General features: G+C 68.9%; 19 protein-coding genes. 9 read left to right on the top strand and 10 right to left on the bottom strand.

Annotated features, from left to right (window positions below):
* Window positions 1-7 precede the first annotated feature (7 nt).
* A complete protein-coding gene (locus G9C83_RS07905) occupies window positions 8-1,417 on the bottom strand; it encodes a class II fumarate hydratase (RefSeq protein WP_167245547.1) in 1,410 nt (469 codons plus the stop codon).
* Window positions 1,418-1,582: 165 nt separating this feature from the next.
* Here G9C83_RS07905 and G9C83_RS07900 point away from each other — a divergent pair, with 165 nt between their 5' ends.
* The 5 genes from G9C83_RS07900 to G9C83_RS07880 are packed head-to-tail and all read left to right on the top strand — an operon-like array spanning window position 1,583 to window position 6,736.
* The gene (locus G9C83_RS07900; RefSeq protein WP_167245546.1) at window positions 1,583-2,935 is read left to right on the top strand and encodes an ABC transporter substrate-binding protein; all 1,353 of its coding nucleotides are present in this window, start codon (window positions 1,583-1,585) and stop codon (window positions 2,933-2,935) included.
* A 9-nt stretch (window positions 2,936-2,944) separates the two neighbouring features.
* Entirely contained in the window at window positions 2,945-3,988 is a 1,044-nt protein-coding gene (locus G9C83_RS07895) for a sugar ABC transporter permease (RefSeq protein WP_167245545.1), read from the top strand.
* Window positions 3,988-4,863: a carbohydrate ABC transporter permease gene (locus tag G9C83_RS07890; RefSeq protein ID WP_167245544.1), complete on the top strand. Its 876-nt coding sequence runs from the start codon at window positions 3,988-3,990 to the stop codon at window positions 4,861-4,863. Before G9C83_RS07895 ends, G9C83_RS07890 begins: the two co-directional genes overlap by 1 nt.
* Window position 4,864: 1 nt before the next feature.
* Complete coding sequence (locus tag G9C83_RS07885) at window positions 4,865-6,010, top strand: ABC transporter ATP-binding protein (RefSeq protein ID WP_167245543.1); 1,146 nt, start codon at window positions 4,865-4,867, stop codon at window positions 6,008-6,010.
* 48 nt (window positions 6,011-6,058) lie between these two features.
* Window positions 6,059-6,736 carry a DUF4013 domain-containing protein gene (locus G9C83_RS07880; RefSeq protein WP_167245542.1) on the top strand — a complete coding sequence of 226 codons (678 nt, stop codon included), beginning with the start codon at window positions 6,059-6,061 and terminating at the stop codon, window positions 6,734-6,736.
* On the opposite strand, the gene G9C83_RS07875 is transcribed toward G9C83_RS07880, so the two are convergent.
* The 4 genes from G9C83_RS07875 to G9C83_RS07860 are packed head-to-tail and all read right to left on the bottom strand — an operon-like array spanning window position 6,731 to window position 9,957.
* Complete coding sequence (locus G9C83_RS07875) at window positions 6,731-7,999, bottom strand: AGE family epimerase/isomerase (RefSeq protein ID WP_167245541.1); 1,269 nt, start codon at window positions 7,997-7,999, stop codon at window positions 6,731-6,733. The two genes, G9C83_RS07880 and G9C83_RS07875, sit on opposite strands and share 6 nt — an antisense overlap.
* Window positions 8,000-8,051: 52 nt before the next feature.
* Window positions 8,052-8,306 (bottom strand): BolA family protein, encoded by a 255-nt coding sequence (locus tag G9C83_RS07870; protein ID WP_347877789.1) that lies wholly within the window; start codon window positions 8,304-8,306, stop codon window positions 8,052-8,054.
* A 45-nt stretch (window positions 8,307-8,351) separates the two neighbouring features.
* The gene (fen, locus tag G9C83_RS07865) at window positions 8,352-9,335 is read right to left on the bottom strand and encodes a flap endonuclease-1 (RefSeq protein WP_167245539.1); all 984 of its coding nucleotides are present in this window, start codon (window positions 9,333-9,335) and stop codon (window positions 8,352-8,354) included.
* A gap of 34 nt (window positions 9,336-9,369) precedes the next feature.
* Window positions 9,370-9,957 (bottom strand): GNAT family N-acetyltransferase, encoded by a 588-nt coding sequence (locus G9C83_RS07860; protein ID WP_167245538.1) that lies wholly within the window; start codon window positions 9,955-9,957, stop codon window positions 9,370-9,372.
* A gap of 59 nt (window positions 9,958-10,016) precedes the next feature.
* Here G9C83_RS07860 and G9C83_RS07855 point away from each other — a divergent pair, with 59 nt between their 5' ends.
* Together G9C83_RS07855 and G9C83_RS07850 are read left to right on the top strand one after the other, a co-directional pair.
* The gene (locus tag G9C83_RS07855; RefSeq protein WP_167245537.1) at window positions 10,017-10,610 is read left to right on the top strand and encodes a methyltransferase domain-containing protein; all 594 of its coding nucleotides are present in this window, start codon (window positions 10,017-10,019) and stop codon (window positions 10,608-10,610) included.
* Between the two features lie 24 nt (window positions 10,611-10,634).
* Window positions 10,635-11,033 carry a DUF3054 domain-containing protein gene (locus G9C83_RS07850; protein WP_167245536.1) on the top strand — a complete coding sequence of 133 codons (399 nt, stop codon included), beginning with the start codon at window positions 10,635-10,637 and terminating at the stop codon, window positions 11,031-11,033.
* On the opposite strand, the gene G9C83_RS07845 is transcribed toward G9C83_RS07850, so the two are convergent.
* Window positions 11,023-12,252: an MFS transporter gene (locus G9C83_RS07845; protein WP_167245704.1), complete on the bottom strand. Its 1,230-nt coding sequence runs from the start codon at window positions 12,250-12,252 to the stop codon at window positions 11,023-11,025. The genes G9C83_RS07850 and G9C83_RS07845 overlap by 11 nt on opposite strands.
* Window positions 12,253-12,396: 144 nt before the next feature.
* Between G9C83_RS07845 and G9C83_RS07840 the strand changes: the two genes are divergently transcribed.
* Both G9C83_RS07840 and G9C83_RS07835 read left to right on the top strand, forming a co-directional pair.
* On the top strand, window positions 12,397-12,609 hold the full coding sequence (locus G9C83_RS07840; RefSeq protein WP_167245535.1) for a hypothetical protein: 213 nt from the start codon (window positions 12,397-12,399) through the stop codon (window positions 12,607-12,609).
* Between the two features lie 40 nt (window positions 12,610-12,649).
* Window positions 12,650-13,648, top strand: a complete 999-nt coding sequence (locus G9C83_RS07835) for an ornithine cyclodeaminase family protein (RefSeq protein ID WP_167245534.1) — start codon at window positions 12,650-12,652, stop codon at window positions 13,646-13,648.
* Window positions 13,649-13,766: 118 nt separating this feature from the next.
* Here the strand turns inward: G9C83_RS07835 and G9C83_RS07830 are convergent, their stop codons facing one another.
* From G9C83_RS07830 to G9C83_RS07815, 4 genes are all read right to left on the bottom strand, one after another.
* Window positions 13,767-14,726, bottom strand: a complete 960-nt coding sequence (locus G9C83_RS07830) for a presenilin family intramembrane aspartyl protease PSH (RefSeq protein ID WP_167245533.1) — start codon at window positions 14,724-14,726, stop codon at window positions 13,767-13,769.
* 43 nt (window positions 14,727-14,769) lie between these two features.
* The gene (locus tag G9C83_RS07825) at window positions 14,770-14,997 is read right to left on the bottom strand and encodes a Gar1/Naf1 family protein (protein WP_167245532.1); all 228 of its coding nucleotides are present in this window, start codon (window positions 14,995-14,997) and stop codon (window positions 14,770-14,772) included.
* On the bottom strand, window positions 14,997-15,278 hold the full coding sequence (srp19, locus tag G9C83_RS07820; protein WP_167245531.1) for a signal recognition particle subunit SRP19: 282 nt from the start codon (window positions 15,276-15,278) through the stop codon (window positions 14,997-14,999). The genes G9C83_RS07825 and srp19 overlap by 1 nt, the downstream gene beginning before the upstream one ends.
* A 195-nt stretch (window positions 15,279-15,473) precedes the next feature.
* Window positions 15,474-16,613 (bottom strand): PGF-CTERM-anchored ABC transporter substrate-binding protein, encoded by a 1,140-nt coding sequence (locus G9C83_RS07815; RefSeq protein WP_167245530.1) that lies wholly within the window; start codon window positions 16,611-16,613, stop codon window positions 15,474-15,476.
* Window positions 16,614-16,668: the final 55 nt, after the last annotated feature.

Raw genomic sequence — 16,668 nt, 5'->3', positions numbered from 1 at the left:
GAGAGCGTCAGTCGTCGCCGGAGAGGATGCCGCGGTGGGTCATCTTCTCGGGGTCGAGGGCGTCCTCGGCTTCGTCCTCGCTGAGGTACCCCTTCTCGACGACGACCTCCTTGACCGACTTGCCCTCCTTGAGGGCGGCCTTCGCGACCTCGCTGGCCTTGTCGTAGCCGATTGCGGGGTTGAGCGCGGTCGCCAGCGCCATCGAGCGCTCGACCTGCTCCTCGCAGTGAGCCTCGTTGGCTTCGAGCTTCGCGACGAACTTCTCGGCGAACGCCACGCTCGCGTTCGAGAGGATGTCCGCTGATTCGAGGAAGTTGTACGCGATGACGGGCTTGTAGAGGTTGAGGTCGAGCTGGCCCTCGACGGCGCCCGCGTTCACGGCGGCGTCGTTGCCGACGACCTGCTTGTGGACCTGATTGACGGCTTCCGCGACGACGGGGTTGATCTTCCCCGGCATGATGGAGGAGCCGGGCTGGTTCTCGGGCTGCTCGATTTCGCCGAGGCCGTTGCGCGGGCCGGAGGCGAGCAGCCGGAGGTCGTTGGCGATCTTGTTCAGCGAGCCCGCGACCGTCCGGAGCGCGCCGTGGGCTTCGTTCATCGCGTCGTGGGCGGCCTGCGCCTCGAAGTGGTCGTCGGCCTCGCGGAAGGCGACGCCGGTCTCCTCGGAGATGTACGACGCGGCCTTCTCCGGGAACTCGGGGTGAGTGTTGAGGCCGGTGCCGACCGCGGTGCCGCCGAGCGCGAGCTCCGAGAGGCGGCTCTTCACGTCGCGCACGCGCTGGATGCCCTTCTCGACCTGGGTGCGGTAGCCGCCGAACTCCTGGCCAAGGCGGACGGGCGTGGCGTCCTGGAGGTGGGTGCGGCCGGTCTTGACGACGCCGTCGAACTCTTCGGCCTTCTCGTCGAGGGCGTCGCGGAGCGTTTCGAGCGCGGGCTCGACGTCCTTCTCGACGGCTTCGAGGGCGGCGACGTGCATCGCGGTCGGGATGACGTCGTTGCTGGACTGGCCGTAGTTGACGTGGTCGTTCGGGTGGACGACGCGGTTACCGACGTCTTCGCCGAGAATCTCGGCGGCGCGGTTCGCGATGACCTCGTTGGCGTTCATGTTCGAGGACGTCCCGCTGCCGGTCTGGAAGACGTCCACCGGGAACTGGTCGTCGTGCTCGCCGGCGATGACTTCGTCGGCGGCCTCGACGATGGCGTCGGCCTTCTCGTCGTCGACGAGGCCGAGGTCGTTGTTGGCTTGGGCGGCGGCTTTCTTGACGACGCCGAGCGCGCGCACGAAGCGCCGCCCGAACGTAGCGTCGGAAATCGGGAAGTTCTCGACGGCGCGCTGGGTCTGTGCGCCCCAGTAGGCGTCCGCGGGCACCTGGATCTCGCCGAGGCTGTCCTGTTCGGTTCGGTAGTCGTCTCCCATACTCGAAGCATCGAAGTGGGGGCGCGTAAAACCCACCGAATCGGTCGCCCGGCCGGTAGCGTCCGGCTACCAGAGACACCTTTACTCGATTCTGGATTAAATATCAGTAACAATTAAGTGCGGCGCTGGTAATCCTCTGAGTAGGTTTCGCACACGGTTCCAATCATGACATCTGACACCAACAACGACAGTCTGACGCGGCGACAGTACCTGAAAGCCGGTGGCGCCGCCGGTGGCGCCATCCTGGTGGCCGGCTGTGCCGGCGGCGACGGCGACGGCAGCGGTGACGGCGACAGCGACGGCGGCACGACGGCCAGCGGCGACGGTACCACGTCGTCGTCGGACGGTCAGGAACTCGAGATCGTCCACTGGTGGACGGCCGGCGGGGAGGAGCAAGCCCTCAACGCCCTCGTCGAGGGCTTCGAGGAGGAGTACCCCGAGGTCACGGTCAACAACAACCCCGCGCCCGGCGGCGCCGGGAGCGCCCTTGACACCGAGATCCAGAGCCGCATCCTGAACGAGAACCCGCCGAGCACGTTCCAGATCTGGCCGGGGAAGGCGCTGAACACGTACACGGAGTCCGAAGTCCTCGAGGACATCGGTGACAGCGTCTGGGACGAGGAGATGCGCGACGCCTACCTCGACGGCGTCAAGCAGATGTCCCAGCCGGCCGGCGACTACGTCGCGGTGCCGCTGAACATCCACCGCCTCAACAACCTCTTCTACAACGTCTCCGTCCTCGAGGACGCCGGCGTCGACCCCGCGTCCATCGACTCGCCGTCCGCGGTCCTCGAAGCGATGCAGACCATCGACTCGGAGACCGACGCCACGCCGATGGCCCACCAGACGCAGGCCCCGTGGTCGACGCTCCAGCTCTGGGAGAGCGTCCTCATCGGCGTCGCGGGCGTCGACACGTACAACGACGTCATCGACGGGAACGTCTCGGCCAACGAGGACGCCGTCCGCGAGTCGCTCCAGCTGGTCGCCGACTACAGCGAGTACTTCAACGACGACGCCGGCTCCGTCGCGTGGGACCAGGCGAACAACGGCGTCATCCAGGGGAACGCCGCGTTCCTCCACCAGGGCGACTGGGCGGCCGGCCAGTACCAGGCCGCCGAGGACTTCGAGTACGAGTCCGACTGGGACTACGTGCCGTTCCCGGGCACCGAGGGCGTCTACCACGTCGTCACGGACTCGTTCGTGATGCCGACGTCGAACCCGTCCCCGGAAGCCACCGAGAAGTGGCTGAGCTACTGCGGCTCCGTCGACGGCCAGGAGCGATTCAACCCCGTGAAGGGCTCGATCCCGCCCCGCACGGACGTGCCGAACGACGAGTTCGGGCCGTTCCTCACGACGCAGCGCGAGGACTTCAACAACTCCGACGCGCAGCCGCCGTCTATCGCGCACGGCACGGGCGTCACCCCGGAAGTCAAGAGCAACGTCGAGGGCGTGTTCTCGTCGTTCAACGGCAGTTGGAACGTCGACAGCGCGTACGACGGGCTCACGAACGCGTTCTAGACCCCGGAAATGCGTTCACGAATTTTTCGGTTGCTCGGTGCGGACGACGAAGACGACTCGGACGCCGACCAGCCCGCCGTCCGTACAGACGGCGGCACGGCGACCGGCGACGCCGCGTCGACGGACTCGCAGTCGCGGGCCGGCCGACTGCTCGGCAGCGAGTTCGTGCAGTCGCTGCCGTTCTGGCTGCCCGCGGGCCTGCTCGTCGGGCTGTTCGTCTACGGCGCCATCGGCTGGAACTTCCTCATCTCCCTGACGGACTGGCAGGGCCTCAGAACGCCGACGTACGACTCCTTCGACTTCGATATGTACACGCGGTTCTTCGAGGCCGTGTTCCAGGGCGGGCTGCTCTCCGGGCCCCAGGAGTACTGGGCGCTCCGGAACACGTTCGTCCTGCTGATCGTGTTCACCGTGGCGGCGCTCGTCGTCGGCCTGCTGCTGGCGATCCTCGTCGACCGCGACATCCGCTTCGAGAACACGTTCCGCACCATCTACCTGCTGCCGATGAGCCTGTCGTTCGTCGTGACCGCCATCTTCTGGGCGTGGATGTACAACCCCACTACCGGGCTGATAAACGAGGGGATGCGCCTGGTCGGGCTCGGCGGGTTCACCCAGCAGTGGATCAGCGACCCGCAGTTCAAGCTGTTCGCGGTGATGTTCGCCTTGGTTTGGCAGTTCAGCGGCTACGCGATGGTCGTCTACCTCGCGGGGCTGCGCGCGATTCCGACCGAACAGTACGAGGCCGCGAAGGTCGACGGCGCGAGCCTCGTGACGATGTACCGGCGGACCATCATCCCGCAGCTGCGCGCGTCGACGACCAGCGCCGCCGTCGTGCTGATGGTGTTCGCGCTGAAGGCGTTCGACTTCCTCTACGTGATGTTCGGCACGCGTCCGGGGCCGTCCGCGGACATCCTCGCGATGATGATGTACCGGGAGTCGTTCGGCACGACCAACTGGGCGTACGGCTCCGCGATCGCGATGATCCTGTTCGCGCTCGCGCTCGGCGTCATCGCGCCGTACCTCTACCTGCAGTTCAAGCGAGGTGAACTCTGATGGCTGCCAACCGCTCCTCGAGTCTCCCGTGGAACCGCATCGGCCTGTACGCGGCGCTGCTCGCGCTCGTGGCGTTCTACCTGTCGCCGCTAGAGAGCGCGATCATGACGGCGTTCAAGACCCAGACCGGGTTCTTCGAGACGTCGCCCATCGCCCCGCCGGGAGCGTCGACGTTCACACTCGACGCGTGGGGGCAGGCGTTCGACCGGCTCCGCAGCGGGCTCGTGAACAGCATCCTGTTCACGGTCCCGGCGACGCTGCTGTCGGCGACGTTCGGCAGCCTCGTCGCGTACGGCCTGACGAACACGAAGTGGCGCGGACAGGCGTTCGTGCTGGTGTTGCTCATCGCGGGCATCTTCATCCCGTACCAGTCCGTGCTCGTGCCGCTGTCGCGGTTCTGGGCCATCGTCGACCCGGCGAGCGTCTTCTCGTGGCTGCCGCCGGTCGCGAACCACTCGGGGCTGCTCGCGCTCGCGGTCACCCACACCGCGTACGGCATCCCCATCACGACGCTTTTGTTCCGCGCGCACTACCAGTCGCTGGACGACTCGATGCTGGAGGCCGCGCGGCTGGACGGCGCGACGATCCGGAGGATCTACACGCGAATCGTGTTGCCGCTGTCGATTCCGATGTTCGCGGTGGCGCTCATCTACCAGTTCACGAACATCTGGAACGACCTGCTGTTCGCGCTCGTGCTCGTCCAGAACCCGAGCAACGACGTGGTGACGATCTCGTTGACCTCGCTCCAGGGGTCGATGGTGAGCCAGTACAACCTACAGATGGCGGGCGCGTTCATCACGGCGCTGCCCACCCTACTCGTGTACATCTTCTTCGGCGAGCAGTTCGCCGAGGGAGTCGCCGGCGGAGGTGCCTAACATGGCAGAACTAACACTCGACCACATCACGAAGACGTTCGACGACGGAGGCGACGAAATCGTCGCAGTCGACGACGTGTCCATCGACATCGAGGACGGCGAATTCCTCGTGCTCGTCGGGCCGTCCGGCTGCGGCAAATCGACGACCCTGCGGACCATCGCGGGCCTCGAGACCATCACCGACGGCGAGATCCGCCTCGGCGACGAGGCCATCAACGACAAGCGCCCCCAGGAGCGCAACACCGCGATGGTGTTCCAGTCGTACGCGCTGTACCCGCACATGACGGTGCGCGGCAACATGGCGTTCGGCCTCGAGGAGTCGACGGACCTCTCGGACGCCGAGATCGACGAGCGCGTCACGGAGGCCGCCGAGATGATGGGCATCGCGGACCTCCTGGACCGCAAGCCCGGCGAGCTCTCGGGCGGCCAGCAGCAGCGGGTCGCGCTCGGGCGCGCGATCGTCCGCAACCCCGCGGCGTTCCTGATGGACGAGCCGCTCGCGAACCTCGACGCGAAGCTCCGCGCGCAGATGCGCACGGAGCTCCAGCGCCTCCAGGAGGACCTCGGCGTCACCACCGTCTACGTCACGCACGACCAGACGGAGGCGATGACGATGGGCGACCGCATCGCCATCCTCGACGACGGCGAGCTCCAGCAGGTCGGCACGCCGCTGGAGTGCTACCACGAGCCCGCGAACCTCTTCGTCGCGGGGTTCATCGGCGAACCCTCGATGAACACCTTCGAGGGCCGCGTCGAGGACGGCCGGTTCGTCGCCGACCAGTTCGAGTACGCGCTCTCCGAGCGCCACCTCGACGCCGTCGGCGGCCACGACCGCATCGTCTTCGGCGTCCGCCCCGAGGACATCGAGGTCGGCGGCGACGCCGACGAGGCCCACGCCTACGAGGTCACCGTCGACGTCGTCGAGCCGAAGGGCGACGAGAACTACGTCCACATGACCTTCGACGCGGACTACGAGCAGCCCGAGACGTTCACCGCGACCATCGAGGGCCTGCGCCGCGTCGAGGCGGGCGACACCGTGACCGCGCTGTTCCCGCCGGAGGCGATTCACTTCTTCGACGCGCGCTCCGGCGAGGCGGTGCTGAACCGCTCGCTGGACACCGCCGAGGACGTCGAGCCCGTCCTGTAGCGGCGTCCCGGAACGCACTTGCGTTCCCGGTGGATTCGACCGAACAGGATGGTTCCGGCGCCCCTCTCGTACCCGTTCCGCGGCGAGCGACGCGTCGACGCGCTACTCGCCGGCGGCGGCCTCCACCTCTTGAGCGTCTACGTCCCCGTCGTGCCGCTGGTCGTCGCGCTCGGCTACCTCCTCGTCGTGTTCGGCGAGACCGCGAGCCGAGGCAGCGACGACCGCTACGACGTTCTGCCGGCGTTCGCTGACGTCCGCCGCATCGTCCGGACGGGCGTCGGCGGCGCCACCGTCGTTGCGGCGTTCCTGCTGCCCGCGGCCGTGGTGTTAGTCGTGACCGTCGCGGGCGTCTCGCAGCTCTCGCTGTCCCCGGGAGACGTGACCATCGGCACGTCCGTGGGGTTCGTGCTCGGGTCGACGACGTCGCTGCTGCTCGCGGTGGCGTTCTTCTACCTGCTGCCCGCTGCGCTCGCGAACTACCTCGCGACCGGTCAGCTCCGGGGCGCCGTCGACGTGGACGTGCTGACGCGCGCGGCGACCCACGCCGCGTACTTCTACGACGTCACCGTCGGCCTCGTCGCGGGCGGCCTGCTGCTCGTCGTCGCGGGCTTCACCACCGCAATCGCGGTCGGGTTCTTCGTGGCGTTCTACGCGGAACTGGTCGCGGTGGCGTTCTGGGCGCGCGGCGTCAGTCGCGCGCTCCCGGACGTCGCCGGCGACTTATAGGGATTCCAGGGTCTCGATGCACTCCAGGAGCGCGCGGCCGTTGTGGTACGCGCCCTTGTACATCGCGCCCTTCCGGCCGACCGGGTTCAGGTCGTCGTCGACCCCGGAGTGCCACTCGCCGTGCTCGTCGTCGACGTGGTAGTCCTCGACGAAGTCGTAGGTCTCCGCGAACACGTCGCGGTACGTCTCGTCGCCCGTGTGCTCGTACATCCGGAGCGCGGCGGTCATGCACTCGGCCTGCACCCACCACGCCTTGATGCGGTTCGTGGCGTCGCCGTCGAGCGGGCCGAAGAAGTAGAAGCCGCCGCGGTCGTCGTCGTAGCCGTGGGCGAGGGAGAACTCGAACAGCTCCTCGTAGAGGTCCGTGAACAGCCGCGTGGAGACGTCCAGGGCGTCCGCGGCCTCTATCGTCAGCCAGACCGATTCGAGGTCGTGGCCGTAGGAGACGACGCGGAAGTCCTCGTCGTCCAGCCGCGGCGTCCAGTCGGGGTCGTACTTGTCCGTGCACGCCGTCAAGTCCTTGCGGACGACGGTGTTCGTGAGCACGTCCAGGAGTTCGTGGAGGCGCTCGCGGGCGGTGTCGTGGCCGGTCGCGCGGTGGAAGGTGGTGAACGCCTCCAGCAGGTGGAGGTGGGTGTTCATCAGCTTCAGCGTCGGGTCCAGCACCGACTCGCCGGACTCTTTGGGCGACCAGTCCGGCTCGATGTTCGCGAGGTACGTCGTCCCCTCCGTGACCTGCTCCCAGTCGGCCTCGAAGTACTCCCGGTAGCCGCCGTTCTCGTGGTCCTTCCCGGCGTCGTCGATGGTCTCGAAGAGGTCGACGGCGAGCTCGCGGGCCTCCTCGTCGCCGGTCGCGCGGTAGTACTCCGAGAGCCCGTAGAGGGCGAACGACTGGCCGTAGAGGTGTTTGCGGGGCTTCAGCACCTCGCCCGAGCGGTCGACCTCCCAGTAGTAGCCGCCGTGTTCGTCGTCGCGCATCTCGTCGCGCAGGAACTCGTAGCCCAGTTCGGCCTCCTCGATGTAGTCGGCGTCGACGACGTCGGACCGGGAGAGCCGCGAGAACAGCCACACCATCCGGGACTGCGTCACGATCATCTTGTGGTCGTTGCCCGCGAACTCACCCTCGGCGTCGTAGCTCAGGAGGTAGCCGCCGTGGTCCTCGTCGAGACACCGCGGCAGCCAGAAGTCGAGGACGACGTCTTCGAGGTTCCGCCGGAGCTTCGGGACGTACTCGGCGGCGAGCTCGTCAGAACCAGTACTCATATCCGAGTCAGAGATTCGACGACGCCCCACTAATTCCTTCGCATCCGTCCGCTCACTCCGACCGCTCGGCGTACTCCTCGGGCGTGTACGTCGACAGCTCCAGCGCGTGAATCTCCTCGGTCATGTGCTCGTCGAGGGCGTCGTAGACGAACTCGTGCTGCTGGACGAGGCGCTCGCCCTCGAACGCGGGCGAGACGACGGTGGCGGCGAGGTGGTCGTCGTCGTGCTCGCCGCGCATCCGCGTGACCGTCGCCTCGGCGTCCGGAATCTCCTCCTCGATGATGGCTTCGATGTCCGCGAACGTCAGGTCCATACCCCTCGTTGGGTGAGCCGACGAGAAAAGCCCGCGGTATCAGGTCCACTGGTCGAGGCCGGTCTGCGCGGCGCCGTCCTCGATGCGGGAGAAGCCGCGCTCCAGTTCGTCGGCGTCGACCCCCCACTCTTCGGTGACGTACTCGCGGGCGGCGTCGACGTCCGGCGAGCGGTCGAGGTCGAGGTCGTAGTCGTCGGTCACGTCCGGGTTCAAGAACAGCCCGCGGATGCGGTCGGCGAACTCGACGTGCTCGCCCTCGGCGTCGAGGACGCCCCAGAGGTCGCCGTGCTCGCGGACGGCTTTCAGCGCGGTCTTCGGTCCGAACCCGGTGAGGCCGTCGTTGAAGTCGGTGCCGCAGAGGATGCCGACGTCGACGAGCTGCTCCCAGGTCAGGTCGTGTTTCTCCAGGGTCGCCTCGAAGTCCATGCGCTCGGGGTCGCCCTTGCTCGTGAGCTGGCGGAGCGTCAGCGGCGACCCGAGCAGCAGGCAGTCGTAGTCGTCGCTGCCCGCGTAGTCGACGTCGCCGTCGACGCGCGCCATGTACGCGGCCTGCGCCTCGCCCTCCGCGGGCGCCTCGATCTGCGGGACGCCGAGCAGGTCGAACAGCTCGCGGGACGTCTCGTGGATGGTGTCGGTGAGCCGCTGGGTGCGGGCTTCCAGCCGCGCGGCTTCGATGCCGTCGCCGGCCTCGCGGGCCTCCTCCAGTTGCTCCTCGTAGCGCTCGCGCTGCTCGCGGCGCGCCTCCACTTCGTCGTCCTTGAGCTCGGTGACGCCGCCGTCCCAGACGAACACGGGGGTCAGATCGTGTTCGAAGAACTTCGGGAGCCCCTGCACGATGCCCACGAGGTTCGCGACCTCGGTGCCGTCGCTGGTCGTGTAGACGTCCTCGCGGGTCCACTGGACGGTCGTCGTGAGGTACTTGTACAGCCAGTTGTGCGCGTCGACGGCCACCACGTCCCCCTGTAGCTCCGCGAAGGGGACCTCCTCGATGACCGCGAGCTGGCGGAGGTCCGCGTTACCCATCACCCGCCGGTAGGCGTCCCCGGGGCTTAACGGTTCAGCTATCGACGCCGGGAAGCACGGCGGGCGGCCCGCCACCTAGCTTCCGTTCGAGGAACGCCGCTTCCGCCTCGGAGAGGTCACGTTGGCGGTAGACGTCGAGGCCGTCCTGGTAGCGCGCGCCACGGTCCGAACGGGGCCGCTCAAGCACCAGTTCGGCGATACCGGTCTCCTCGCCGGTGAACCCGAACCCGGCCTTGTGGAGGGCCTCGTACGCGAAGGGGTTGTTCACCGCGATTCGCACGCGCTCGCGGTCCGCGAGCAGGTGTTCGGCCGCGAACGCGCAGAGGCGCGCGCCGATTCCGTCGCCGCGGCGGTTCTGTCGGACGGTGACGTACCGCAGCCACGCGGTTTCGGCGTCCGTCCGGTCGTCGTTGAACGAGACGGCGCCGACGACGTCTTCCACAGAACCGTCCGCGTCGCGGGCGTCCGGCGGCCAGTCCTCGCGCTCGGCCAGCGGTTCCCCCTCGTAAGCCACGGCTTTCCCGGTGTTCGACATCACGAACTTCCCGGCGTAGCTGAACGCCCGCCAGTCCAGCCGGAGCGTCGGGCCGTCCTGGGGGTCGCCGAGTACCGCGTACTGCACGCCCGCCGGTAGGACGCCGCGGGCAAAGAGTTGCGTGCCTCCGGGTCGTACGTCCGGGTATGCACGACGTTCGGTACTTCGAGCGGTTCGCGCGATTCTACGACCTCGGGATGCCAGCCGCGGACCGCGGCGACCTCGCGGCGGGGCTGGCGGCCGCCGAGCGACCAGTGAAACGCGTGCTGGACGTCGGCGGCGGCACGGGGCGGGCGGCTCGCGCGCTCGCCGAGGACACCAGAGAGGTCGCGGGCCGGGACGTGACGGTCGTCGACGCGAGCGCGGAGATGCTCAAGGAAGCGCGCGAGAGCGGGCTTCCGGTCGTCCAGGGCGACGCCGCCGGCCTCCCGTTCCGCGACGACAGCGTCGACGCGGTCACCGTCGTGGACGCGCTCCACCACTTCCCCGACCGGGACGGCGCGCTCGCGGAAGCCGCGCGCGTGCTGCGTCCCGGCGGCGTGCTCGTCGTGCGGGACTTCGACCCGGAGACGCTGCGCGGCCGGCTGCTCGTCGCGGCGGAGCACGCGATCCGCTTCCAGTCCGCGTTCGACGCGCCGGACGACCTCGCCGCGAGAATGGAGCGCGCGGGACTGGACGCGACCGTCCTCGAACGCGGGTTCGCGTCAACCGTCGTCGGCGTCGAACCGGGACCGCCTTAATCCCCCGCTGCGAACGCCCCGCGTATGGAACTCTACGACGCCGACCCGCGCGCAGTCGTCCGATTCCTGCCGGGTGACCTGCTCGCCATCTCCGCGTTCGTGCTCGCGGGCACGCTCTCCCACGGGTCGCTGACCGCCCAGCGGTACGCCGGCGTACTGCTGCCGTTCGTCGTCGGCTGGATCGTCGTCGCGCCGTTCGCCGGGGGCTACGACACCCGCGTCCTGGAATCGACCCGCGCGGCGCTGCTGTACGCCGTCGCGTCCTGGCTCGGCGCGGACTTCCTCGCGCAGCTGATGCGCGGGACGCCGTTCTTCCCGGGGAACGCCGACCCGCAGTTCTTCCTCGTGGCGCTCGCCGTTGGCACGGTCGCGCTCGTCGTCGCGCGGTTCGCGACGCTCGTCGTCGTCGACTTCAGGGGGTAGGCTGGCGCGACGTGAGCACGGCCGCGACGACGGCGCCAGCGAACGCCAGTGCGGCGAGCACGCCGAACAGCACGGTGACCGTCGAGTACTCGAGGATGGAGCCGGCGAGCGCCGAGCCCGCGGACCCGACGCCGAACACGCCGAGGTACGTGTAGCCGTAGGAGAGCCCGCGCGTCCCCGAAGGCGTGTACAGCGCGACGGTCGCCTGGTACAGCGGCTGGATGACGAACAGCGTGAACCCGAGCAGCGCGCCGACCACGAGTAGCGGGGCGAGGCCGGCGTTCGCGGCCGGGAGGAAGACGAGCGCGAGCGCCGCGAGCGCGGTGAACACGGCGGCGATGGCGCGCTCCGTGCGGAAGCGCTCGGTGAGCTTCCCGCCGGCGTACTGGCCGAGCACGCCCACCATCAGCAGCCCGGAGTACGCGTAGCGGTACGGCTCCATCTCGCGGCCGGCGAACTCGACGGGCGCGAACGCGGGCATCTCGGAGAGCAGGTCCGGGAGGAACGTGAGGATGCCGCGGTAGTAGAGCCCGCTCAGCATGACGAGCACGAAGACGGCGACGAACGGCCCGACGAACAGCAGTTTCGACTCCGAGAGGAACTCGCCGACCGAGGAGATGCCGACGCTGGCCTTCGAGTCGCCGCCGTCGGTGGCGGTGACGGCGGCGCGCTCGTCGAAGCGCACGCGGAGGGCGACCACGCCTGCGATCACGGCCGGCACGGCGAGGAGCGCCGTGACGACCCGCCAGTCCGCGAACAGCAACAGCACGGCGACCGCGAGCGGACCGAGCGCCGTGCCGACGTTGCCGGCGATGCCGTGGTACGCGAACGCGTTCCCGCGCTCCTCGACGCCCGTGGAGATGAGCGACAGCCCGGACGGGTGGTAGACGCTGGCGGCGATGCCCCAGCAGACGAGCGCGAGCGCGACGATTGCGATGGACGGCGCGGCCGACAGCAGGAGGAACGACGCGGCCATGCCGAACAGGCAGCCCGCGATGAGCCGCCGCGACCCGACGGTGTCCGAGAGGATGCCGCCCGGGAGCGCGCCGAGGCCGAACAGCGCGTACCCTGCGCCGACGACGAGGCCGATCGTGCCCGACCCGACCGGGAACGCCTCCAGCCACAGCGGGATGAGGATAGGGATAGAGAGTTCGTACGTGTGGACCATGGCGTGCGCGAGCGCCACGAGCCCGACGATAGAGCGGTCGTTCCGGTTCACGGTAGTCACTTAGAGGGTGGACTGACAGCGTTATAGACGTGTGGCCTCCGGCAGACACGACGGCCCGGCTCATAACTTACAGAGATTATATTCAGAACCACCACCAAACTATTATGTGGGTGCGTGTGAATATATCATCTAGCTATGGCCGGCTACTACGACGCCCTCCTCGCCGCCGTTCCCCTCGCCCTCGTCGGGCTCGCTGGCGGCCTCTACGCCGCCGGCATCGGCCCCACCCTGGCGCTCACCGCGGGCGGTCTCGCCGCGCTCGCGCTGACCGCCCACGGGCTGTTCGTCAACGACCCCACGGACGTCCCCGACCAGCGCGCCGACGCCAGCTACGAGTCCGCGGACTGACTCCCCGGGTCTTTTCTTCGCGCCCGCCGAACTTCCGGCCGTGACCGAGACACTGTTCCTCTCCGACGACGACGTCGCGGGGCTCGCCGACCCGGCCGACTACGTCGACGCCGTCCGCGACGCGTACCGCCAGCGCGGCGAGGGCGCGCCCGCGAAACCCCGGACGAAGCTCCTCAACGAGTCGCCGCCCGGCATGTTCACCGCCTACGCCGCAGTCCTCCCCGAGACGGGCGCGATGGGCGGATACATGTACAGCGCGGGGTTCGAGGACGCCGACGCGTGGTTCGTCACGCCGCTGTTCGACGCCGACACGGGCGAGCCGCTCGCCGTCCTCGACGGCGCGCGCATGAACCCGTTCAAAACCGGCGCGACTGGCGCCGTCGGCGTCGACGCGCTCGCTCGCGAGGACGCCAGCACGCTCGCGGTCATCGGGAGCGGCGCGCAGGCCCGCGGCCAGCTCCGCGCCACCGCGACCGTCCGCGACTTCGAGACTGTGCGCGTGTACTCGCCCACGGAAGCCAACCGCGAGGCGTTCGCCGACGACGTGGACGACCACCTCGACGCCGCGGTCGAAGCGGTCGACTCCAGCGGCGACGCCGTCGCGGGTGCGGACGTCGTCGTCACCGCGACGAACGCCAGCGAACCCGTCTTCGACGACGACGACCTCGCGGACGGCGCGCACGTCACCGCGATGGGTCAGTACCACCCGGGGAAGCACGAACTGGAGGCGGCGACCATCGAGCGCGCGGTCTACGTCCCCGACCTCCGCGAGCGCGTCACGCAGGACGCCGGCTCGTTCATCAACGCCCTCGACGAGGGCGCCGTCACGGAGGCCCACGTCCACGCGGAACTCGGCGACGTCGTCGCCGGGAACGCGCCCGGCCGCCGGTCGCCCGACGACGTCACCGTCTTCGACAGCGGCGGCACCGGCATCGAGACGGCCGCTGCCGCGCACATGCTCTACGAGCGCGCAGAAGAACGGGGGCTCGGCACCGAACTCGAGTTCGCGCCCGCGAGCGAGGCGCTCACCGGCGAGTAGCCGAACCTTCAAGTACGAGAGCGGGACCACGCCGTCCCGTGACCTGACGACTCGCGCGGAGCGGTCTCGCGGGAGCGCGGCGGCCCGCTCCGCGACTCGATTCGCCGCCTGTTCGCCCTCAGAGGTACGGCGCGAGTCCGAGCGCCTCCACGAGCGGGATGCCCGCCGCGAGCGCCCCCACGAGGTAGCCCGCGATGGCGCCGCCGTTCAGCAGCGGCAGCCCGGCGTGCGCGCGGCCCGCGAACACCATCCGCATCAGGACCACCAGCCCGAGGAGCGTCCCGACGATTGCGGTCAGCGCCGCCAGCTCCACGCCGAACACCGGCGGGGTGTCGAGGAAGTGCGCCGCGCTCGCGACGAGAATCGTCGGCATCACGGCGTCGCCCAGTCCGATGAAGTACGCGCCGCGTTCGCCCTCCTCGCCTTCTGTGTCCTCCATCTCGTCGTCCTCGGCGGCCGCCGCGGTCTCTTCGGCCTCCTCGAGGAACGAGTAGCCGCGCGTCGCCGGCACCACGAGCACGATGGGGAGCCGGAGCTCCATCACGCCGGACGCGAGCGTGAGCATGTGCTCGGTGCCGTAGACGCTGATGGCGTCGTAGACCGCCAGCGCCGACAGCAGCACGAGCGCGGGGAGCACCCCGAAGCTGATGCCGAACAGCGCCGCCGCGCCCATCCCGAGGATGACGCCCGCGGCGTCGACGACCCACCACTCGGGGTAGAAGTACAGCGCCGCGACGAGCGCCGCGGCCGGCGCGTACGCGGCGGCGTTCACGCCACCGACGTCGACGGCGGGCAACACGACCGCGAAGACGTACGACGCGATGAAGCCGCTCGTGAACAGGATGAACGCGCGCAGCACCCACTGCTGGTCGTACTTGATGACCAGCAGGATTCCGGCCGTCGCCACCAGCAGCAGGCCGACGTAGAGGATGCTGTTCGTGGGGTCCTGTGGGTTCTCCGTGGACTGGAGGCCGGCGCTCTCGAACGGTTCGAGGAGCGCGAGCGTGCCGAACTGCACGACGAGGAACAGCGCGACGACGCCGAGGACGACCGGGACGCCGCGCAGCGAGTCCTTCATAGCCGGGGCGTCGTCCCGCCCCGGCTTTGACCTTGCGACTCCGTCACCGGACGTACAGCGTCTGCCCGACCAGCGACGGGAGGTGGACGCCGCCGTTCGGCGTCACCGAGAGGTACGGGCGCTCGACTGGTCCGAAGACGTCGACGACGCGCCCGACCTCGTCGAGGTTCTGGTCGACGACGCTGTCCCCGATGTCGGGGTGGCCGTCGCTCTCGCAGCGCACGACTGCGACGTTCTGTGCGGTGCGGACGACGTCGCCGGCGCGCTCCATTATTCGCGCAGCGCCGTCACGTAGGCGCCGACGGCCTGCAGGAGGTCAGACTTTCCGGCGTCGTCGGCACCCTGCACGAGCACGCGCCCGGAGTCCTCCCAGGGGCGACGCGGGTACGCGACGTCGCGTTCGACGACGGCGTCGTAGCCGACCTGCTGGACGGCGGTCGCGACCTCGTCGACCGTCGGTTCGTCGACGGAGAGAGACTCGGGGACGCGGCGGCCCTCGCGACGCGACAGCGTCGCGTCGAAGTACGCGGGCCAGATGACGTTCTCGACCATACTCCCGGTAGCGGTTCGGGGCCTTAAACGGTATCGGACGCGTGCTCGACCGCGGGAGAGCACGCTTGTGCGAACGGGGAGGGGAGCGACCCGTGAGCCGCGTGGCCGACCGAAGGGAGGCCACGTTAACGCGAGCGGGGAGCGAAGCGACCCGTGAGCCGCGTGCAACGAAAAAGAAACGGAGCGTCTCAGCCGTTACAGCCGGCGGCGCGAGAGTAGGGCGGCGCCGAGAACGGCGACGAGCGCGACCGGGATTCCGAAGCCGGGGACGGTGGTACCGCTGGATTCGCCGTCGGTCGTGGTGTCACCCGCAGTCGTGGTCGGTGCCGCGGTCGTCTCCTGCGTAGTGGCCCGGGTCGTGGTGTTCGCTTCGGCGTACGCGTCCGGGTGGAACGCCTGCGCCAACTGCGTCATCGGTTCGACGACGCGGGGCGCGGGCTGGCTGATGTGGTTGGTGTCGACGACGACGACGTTCCCCTCCTCGAAGGCGGTGGTGTTCCGGAGAACCGAGTCCTCGGCGACGTACGTCTCGCTCTCGTTGCCGAGCTGGTCGGGCTGCGCGCTCACGACGAGGAATTCGGGGTCCTGCTCGACGATGAACTCCGCGGAGAGCTGCGGGTAGAGCATCGAGGAGTTCGCGTTCGCGGCGATGTTGTCGCCGCCGGCGCGGTCGATGACCTGGCCGATGAAGGTGTTCGGGCCGGCCGTGTAGCGGTCGCCCATGTCGTAGAGGACGGTCGGCTCGTCTTCGCCCTCGACGGCGGCTTCGACGGTCTCGACCTCGTCACGCATCTCGGTGACCGTCGACTCGGCGCCCTCGCACTCGCCGGACAGCCGGCCGATGACCTGGGTCTTCTGGTAGATGTCCTCGATGGACGTCGCCTTCTCGAAGCGGTAGACGGTGAGGTTGGCGTCCCGGAGTTGGGCCACCGTCTCGTTGTTGATGGTGTTCGGCGCGAGCACGAGGTCGGGGTCGAGGCTGATGACCTGCTCGACGTCGACGGAGGACGGGTAGCCGGAGGTCACGACCTCGCGGTCTTGGGCACCGTCGAGGAAGTCGGCGAACTGGGAGACGCCGACGACTTTGTCGCTGGCGCCGATCTCCCACATGGTCTGTGCGGCGCTCGGATTGAGCGTGACGACGCGCTCGGGTTCTTCCTCGACGGTGACGTCGTAGTCGGTAGCGTCGCTCTGCGTGGTCGGGAACTCGCAGTCCGGTTCCTGCGCGTCCGCGCTCGCCGCCGCGTCGCTCGCGGGCGCGGCGACCCCGGCCGCCGGCGCCACAGCGGACAACAGCAGTAGGACTACACCAAGTACGATTGTGGCCTGTCGCATGTGCGGAGGAGGGAGTTAACGCAATAAGTATTTGCCTAAAGAAACTACGGTTGTT

Origin of the sequence: Halobacterium sp. R2-5 (assembly GCF_011734195.1) — an archaeon.
In the GTDB taxonomy this organism is placed as follows: domain Archaea; phylum Halobacteriota; class Halobacteria; order Halobacteriales; family Halobacteriaceae; genus Halobacterium.
Note: the sequence above shows the minus strand (reverse complement) of the source record. Positions and strands in the feature narration are given on the sequence as shown.

Bases quoted from the DNA above. Each gene is read 5' to 3' on its own strand.
- G9C83_RS07905 (WP_167245547.1), bottom strand. From the start codon at position 1,417: ATGGGAGACGACTACCGAACCGAACAGGACAGCCTCGGCGAGATCCAG.
- G9C83_RS07900 (WP_167245546.1), top strand. From the start codon at position 1,583: ATGACATCTGACACCAACAACGACAGTCTGACGCGGCGACAGTACCTG.
- G9C83_RS07895 (WP_167245545.1), top strand. From the start codon at position 2,945: ATGCGTTCACGAATTTTTCGGTTGCTCGGTGCGGACGACGAAGACGAC.
- G9C83_RS07890 (WP_167245544.1), top strand. From the start codon at position 3,988: ATGGCTGCCAACCGCTCCTCGAGTCTCCCGTGGAACCGCATCGGCCTG.
- G9C83_RS07885 (WP_167245543.1), top strand. From the start codon at position 4,865: ATGGCAGAACTAACACTCGACCACATCACGAAGACGTTCGACGACGGA.
- G9C83_RS07880 (WP_167245542.1), top strand. From the start codon at position 6,059: ATGGTTCCGGCGCCCCTCTCGTACCCGTTCCGCGGCGAGCGACGCGTC.
- G9C83_RS07875 (WP_167245541.1), bottom strand. From the start codon at position 7,999: ATGAGTACTGGTTCTGACGAGCTCGCCGCCGAGTACGTCCCGAAGCTC.
- fen (WP_167245539.1), bottom strand. From the start codon at position 9,335: ATGGGTAACGCGGACCTCCGCCAGCTCGCGGTCATCGAGGAGGTCCCC.
- G9C83_RS07855 (WP_167245537.1), top strand. From the start codon at position 10,017: ATGCACGACGTTCGGTACTTCGAGCGGTTCGCGCGATTCTACGACCTC.
- G9C83_RS07850 (WP_167245536.1), top strand. From the start codon at position 10,635: ATGGAACTCTACGACGCCGACCCGCGCGCAGTCGTCCGATTCCTGCCG.
- G9C83_RS07840 (WP_167245535.1), top strand. From the start codon at position 12,397: ATGGCCGGCTACTACGACGCCCTCCTCGCCGCCGTTCCCCTCGCCCTC.
- G9C83_RS07830 (WP_167245533.1), bottom strand. From the start codon at position 14,726: ATGAAGGACTCGCTGCGCGGCGTCCCGGTCGTCCTCGGCGTCGTCGCG.
- G9C83_RS07825 (WP_167245532.1), bottom strand. From the start codon at position 14,997: ATGGAGCGCGCCGGCGACGTCGTCCGCACCGCACAGAACGTCGCAGTC.
- srp19 (WP_167245531.1), bottom strand. From the start codon at position 15,278: ATGGTCGAGAACGTCATCTGGCCCGCGTACTTCGACGCGACGCTGTCG.
- G9C83_RS07815 (WP_167245530.1), bottom strand. From the start codon at position 16,613: ATGCGACAGGCCACAATCGTACTTGGTGTAGTCCTACTGCTGTTGTCC.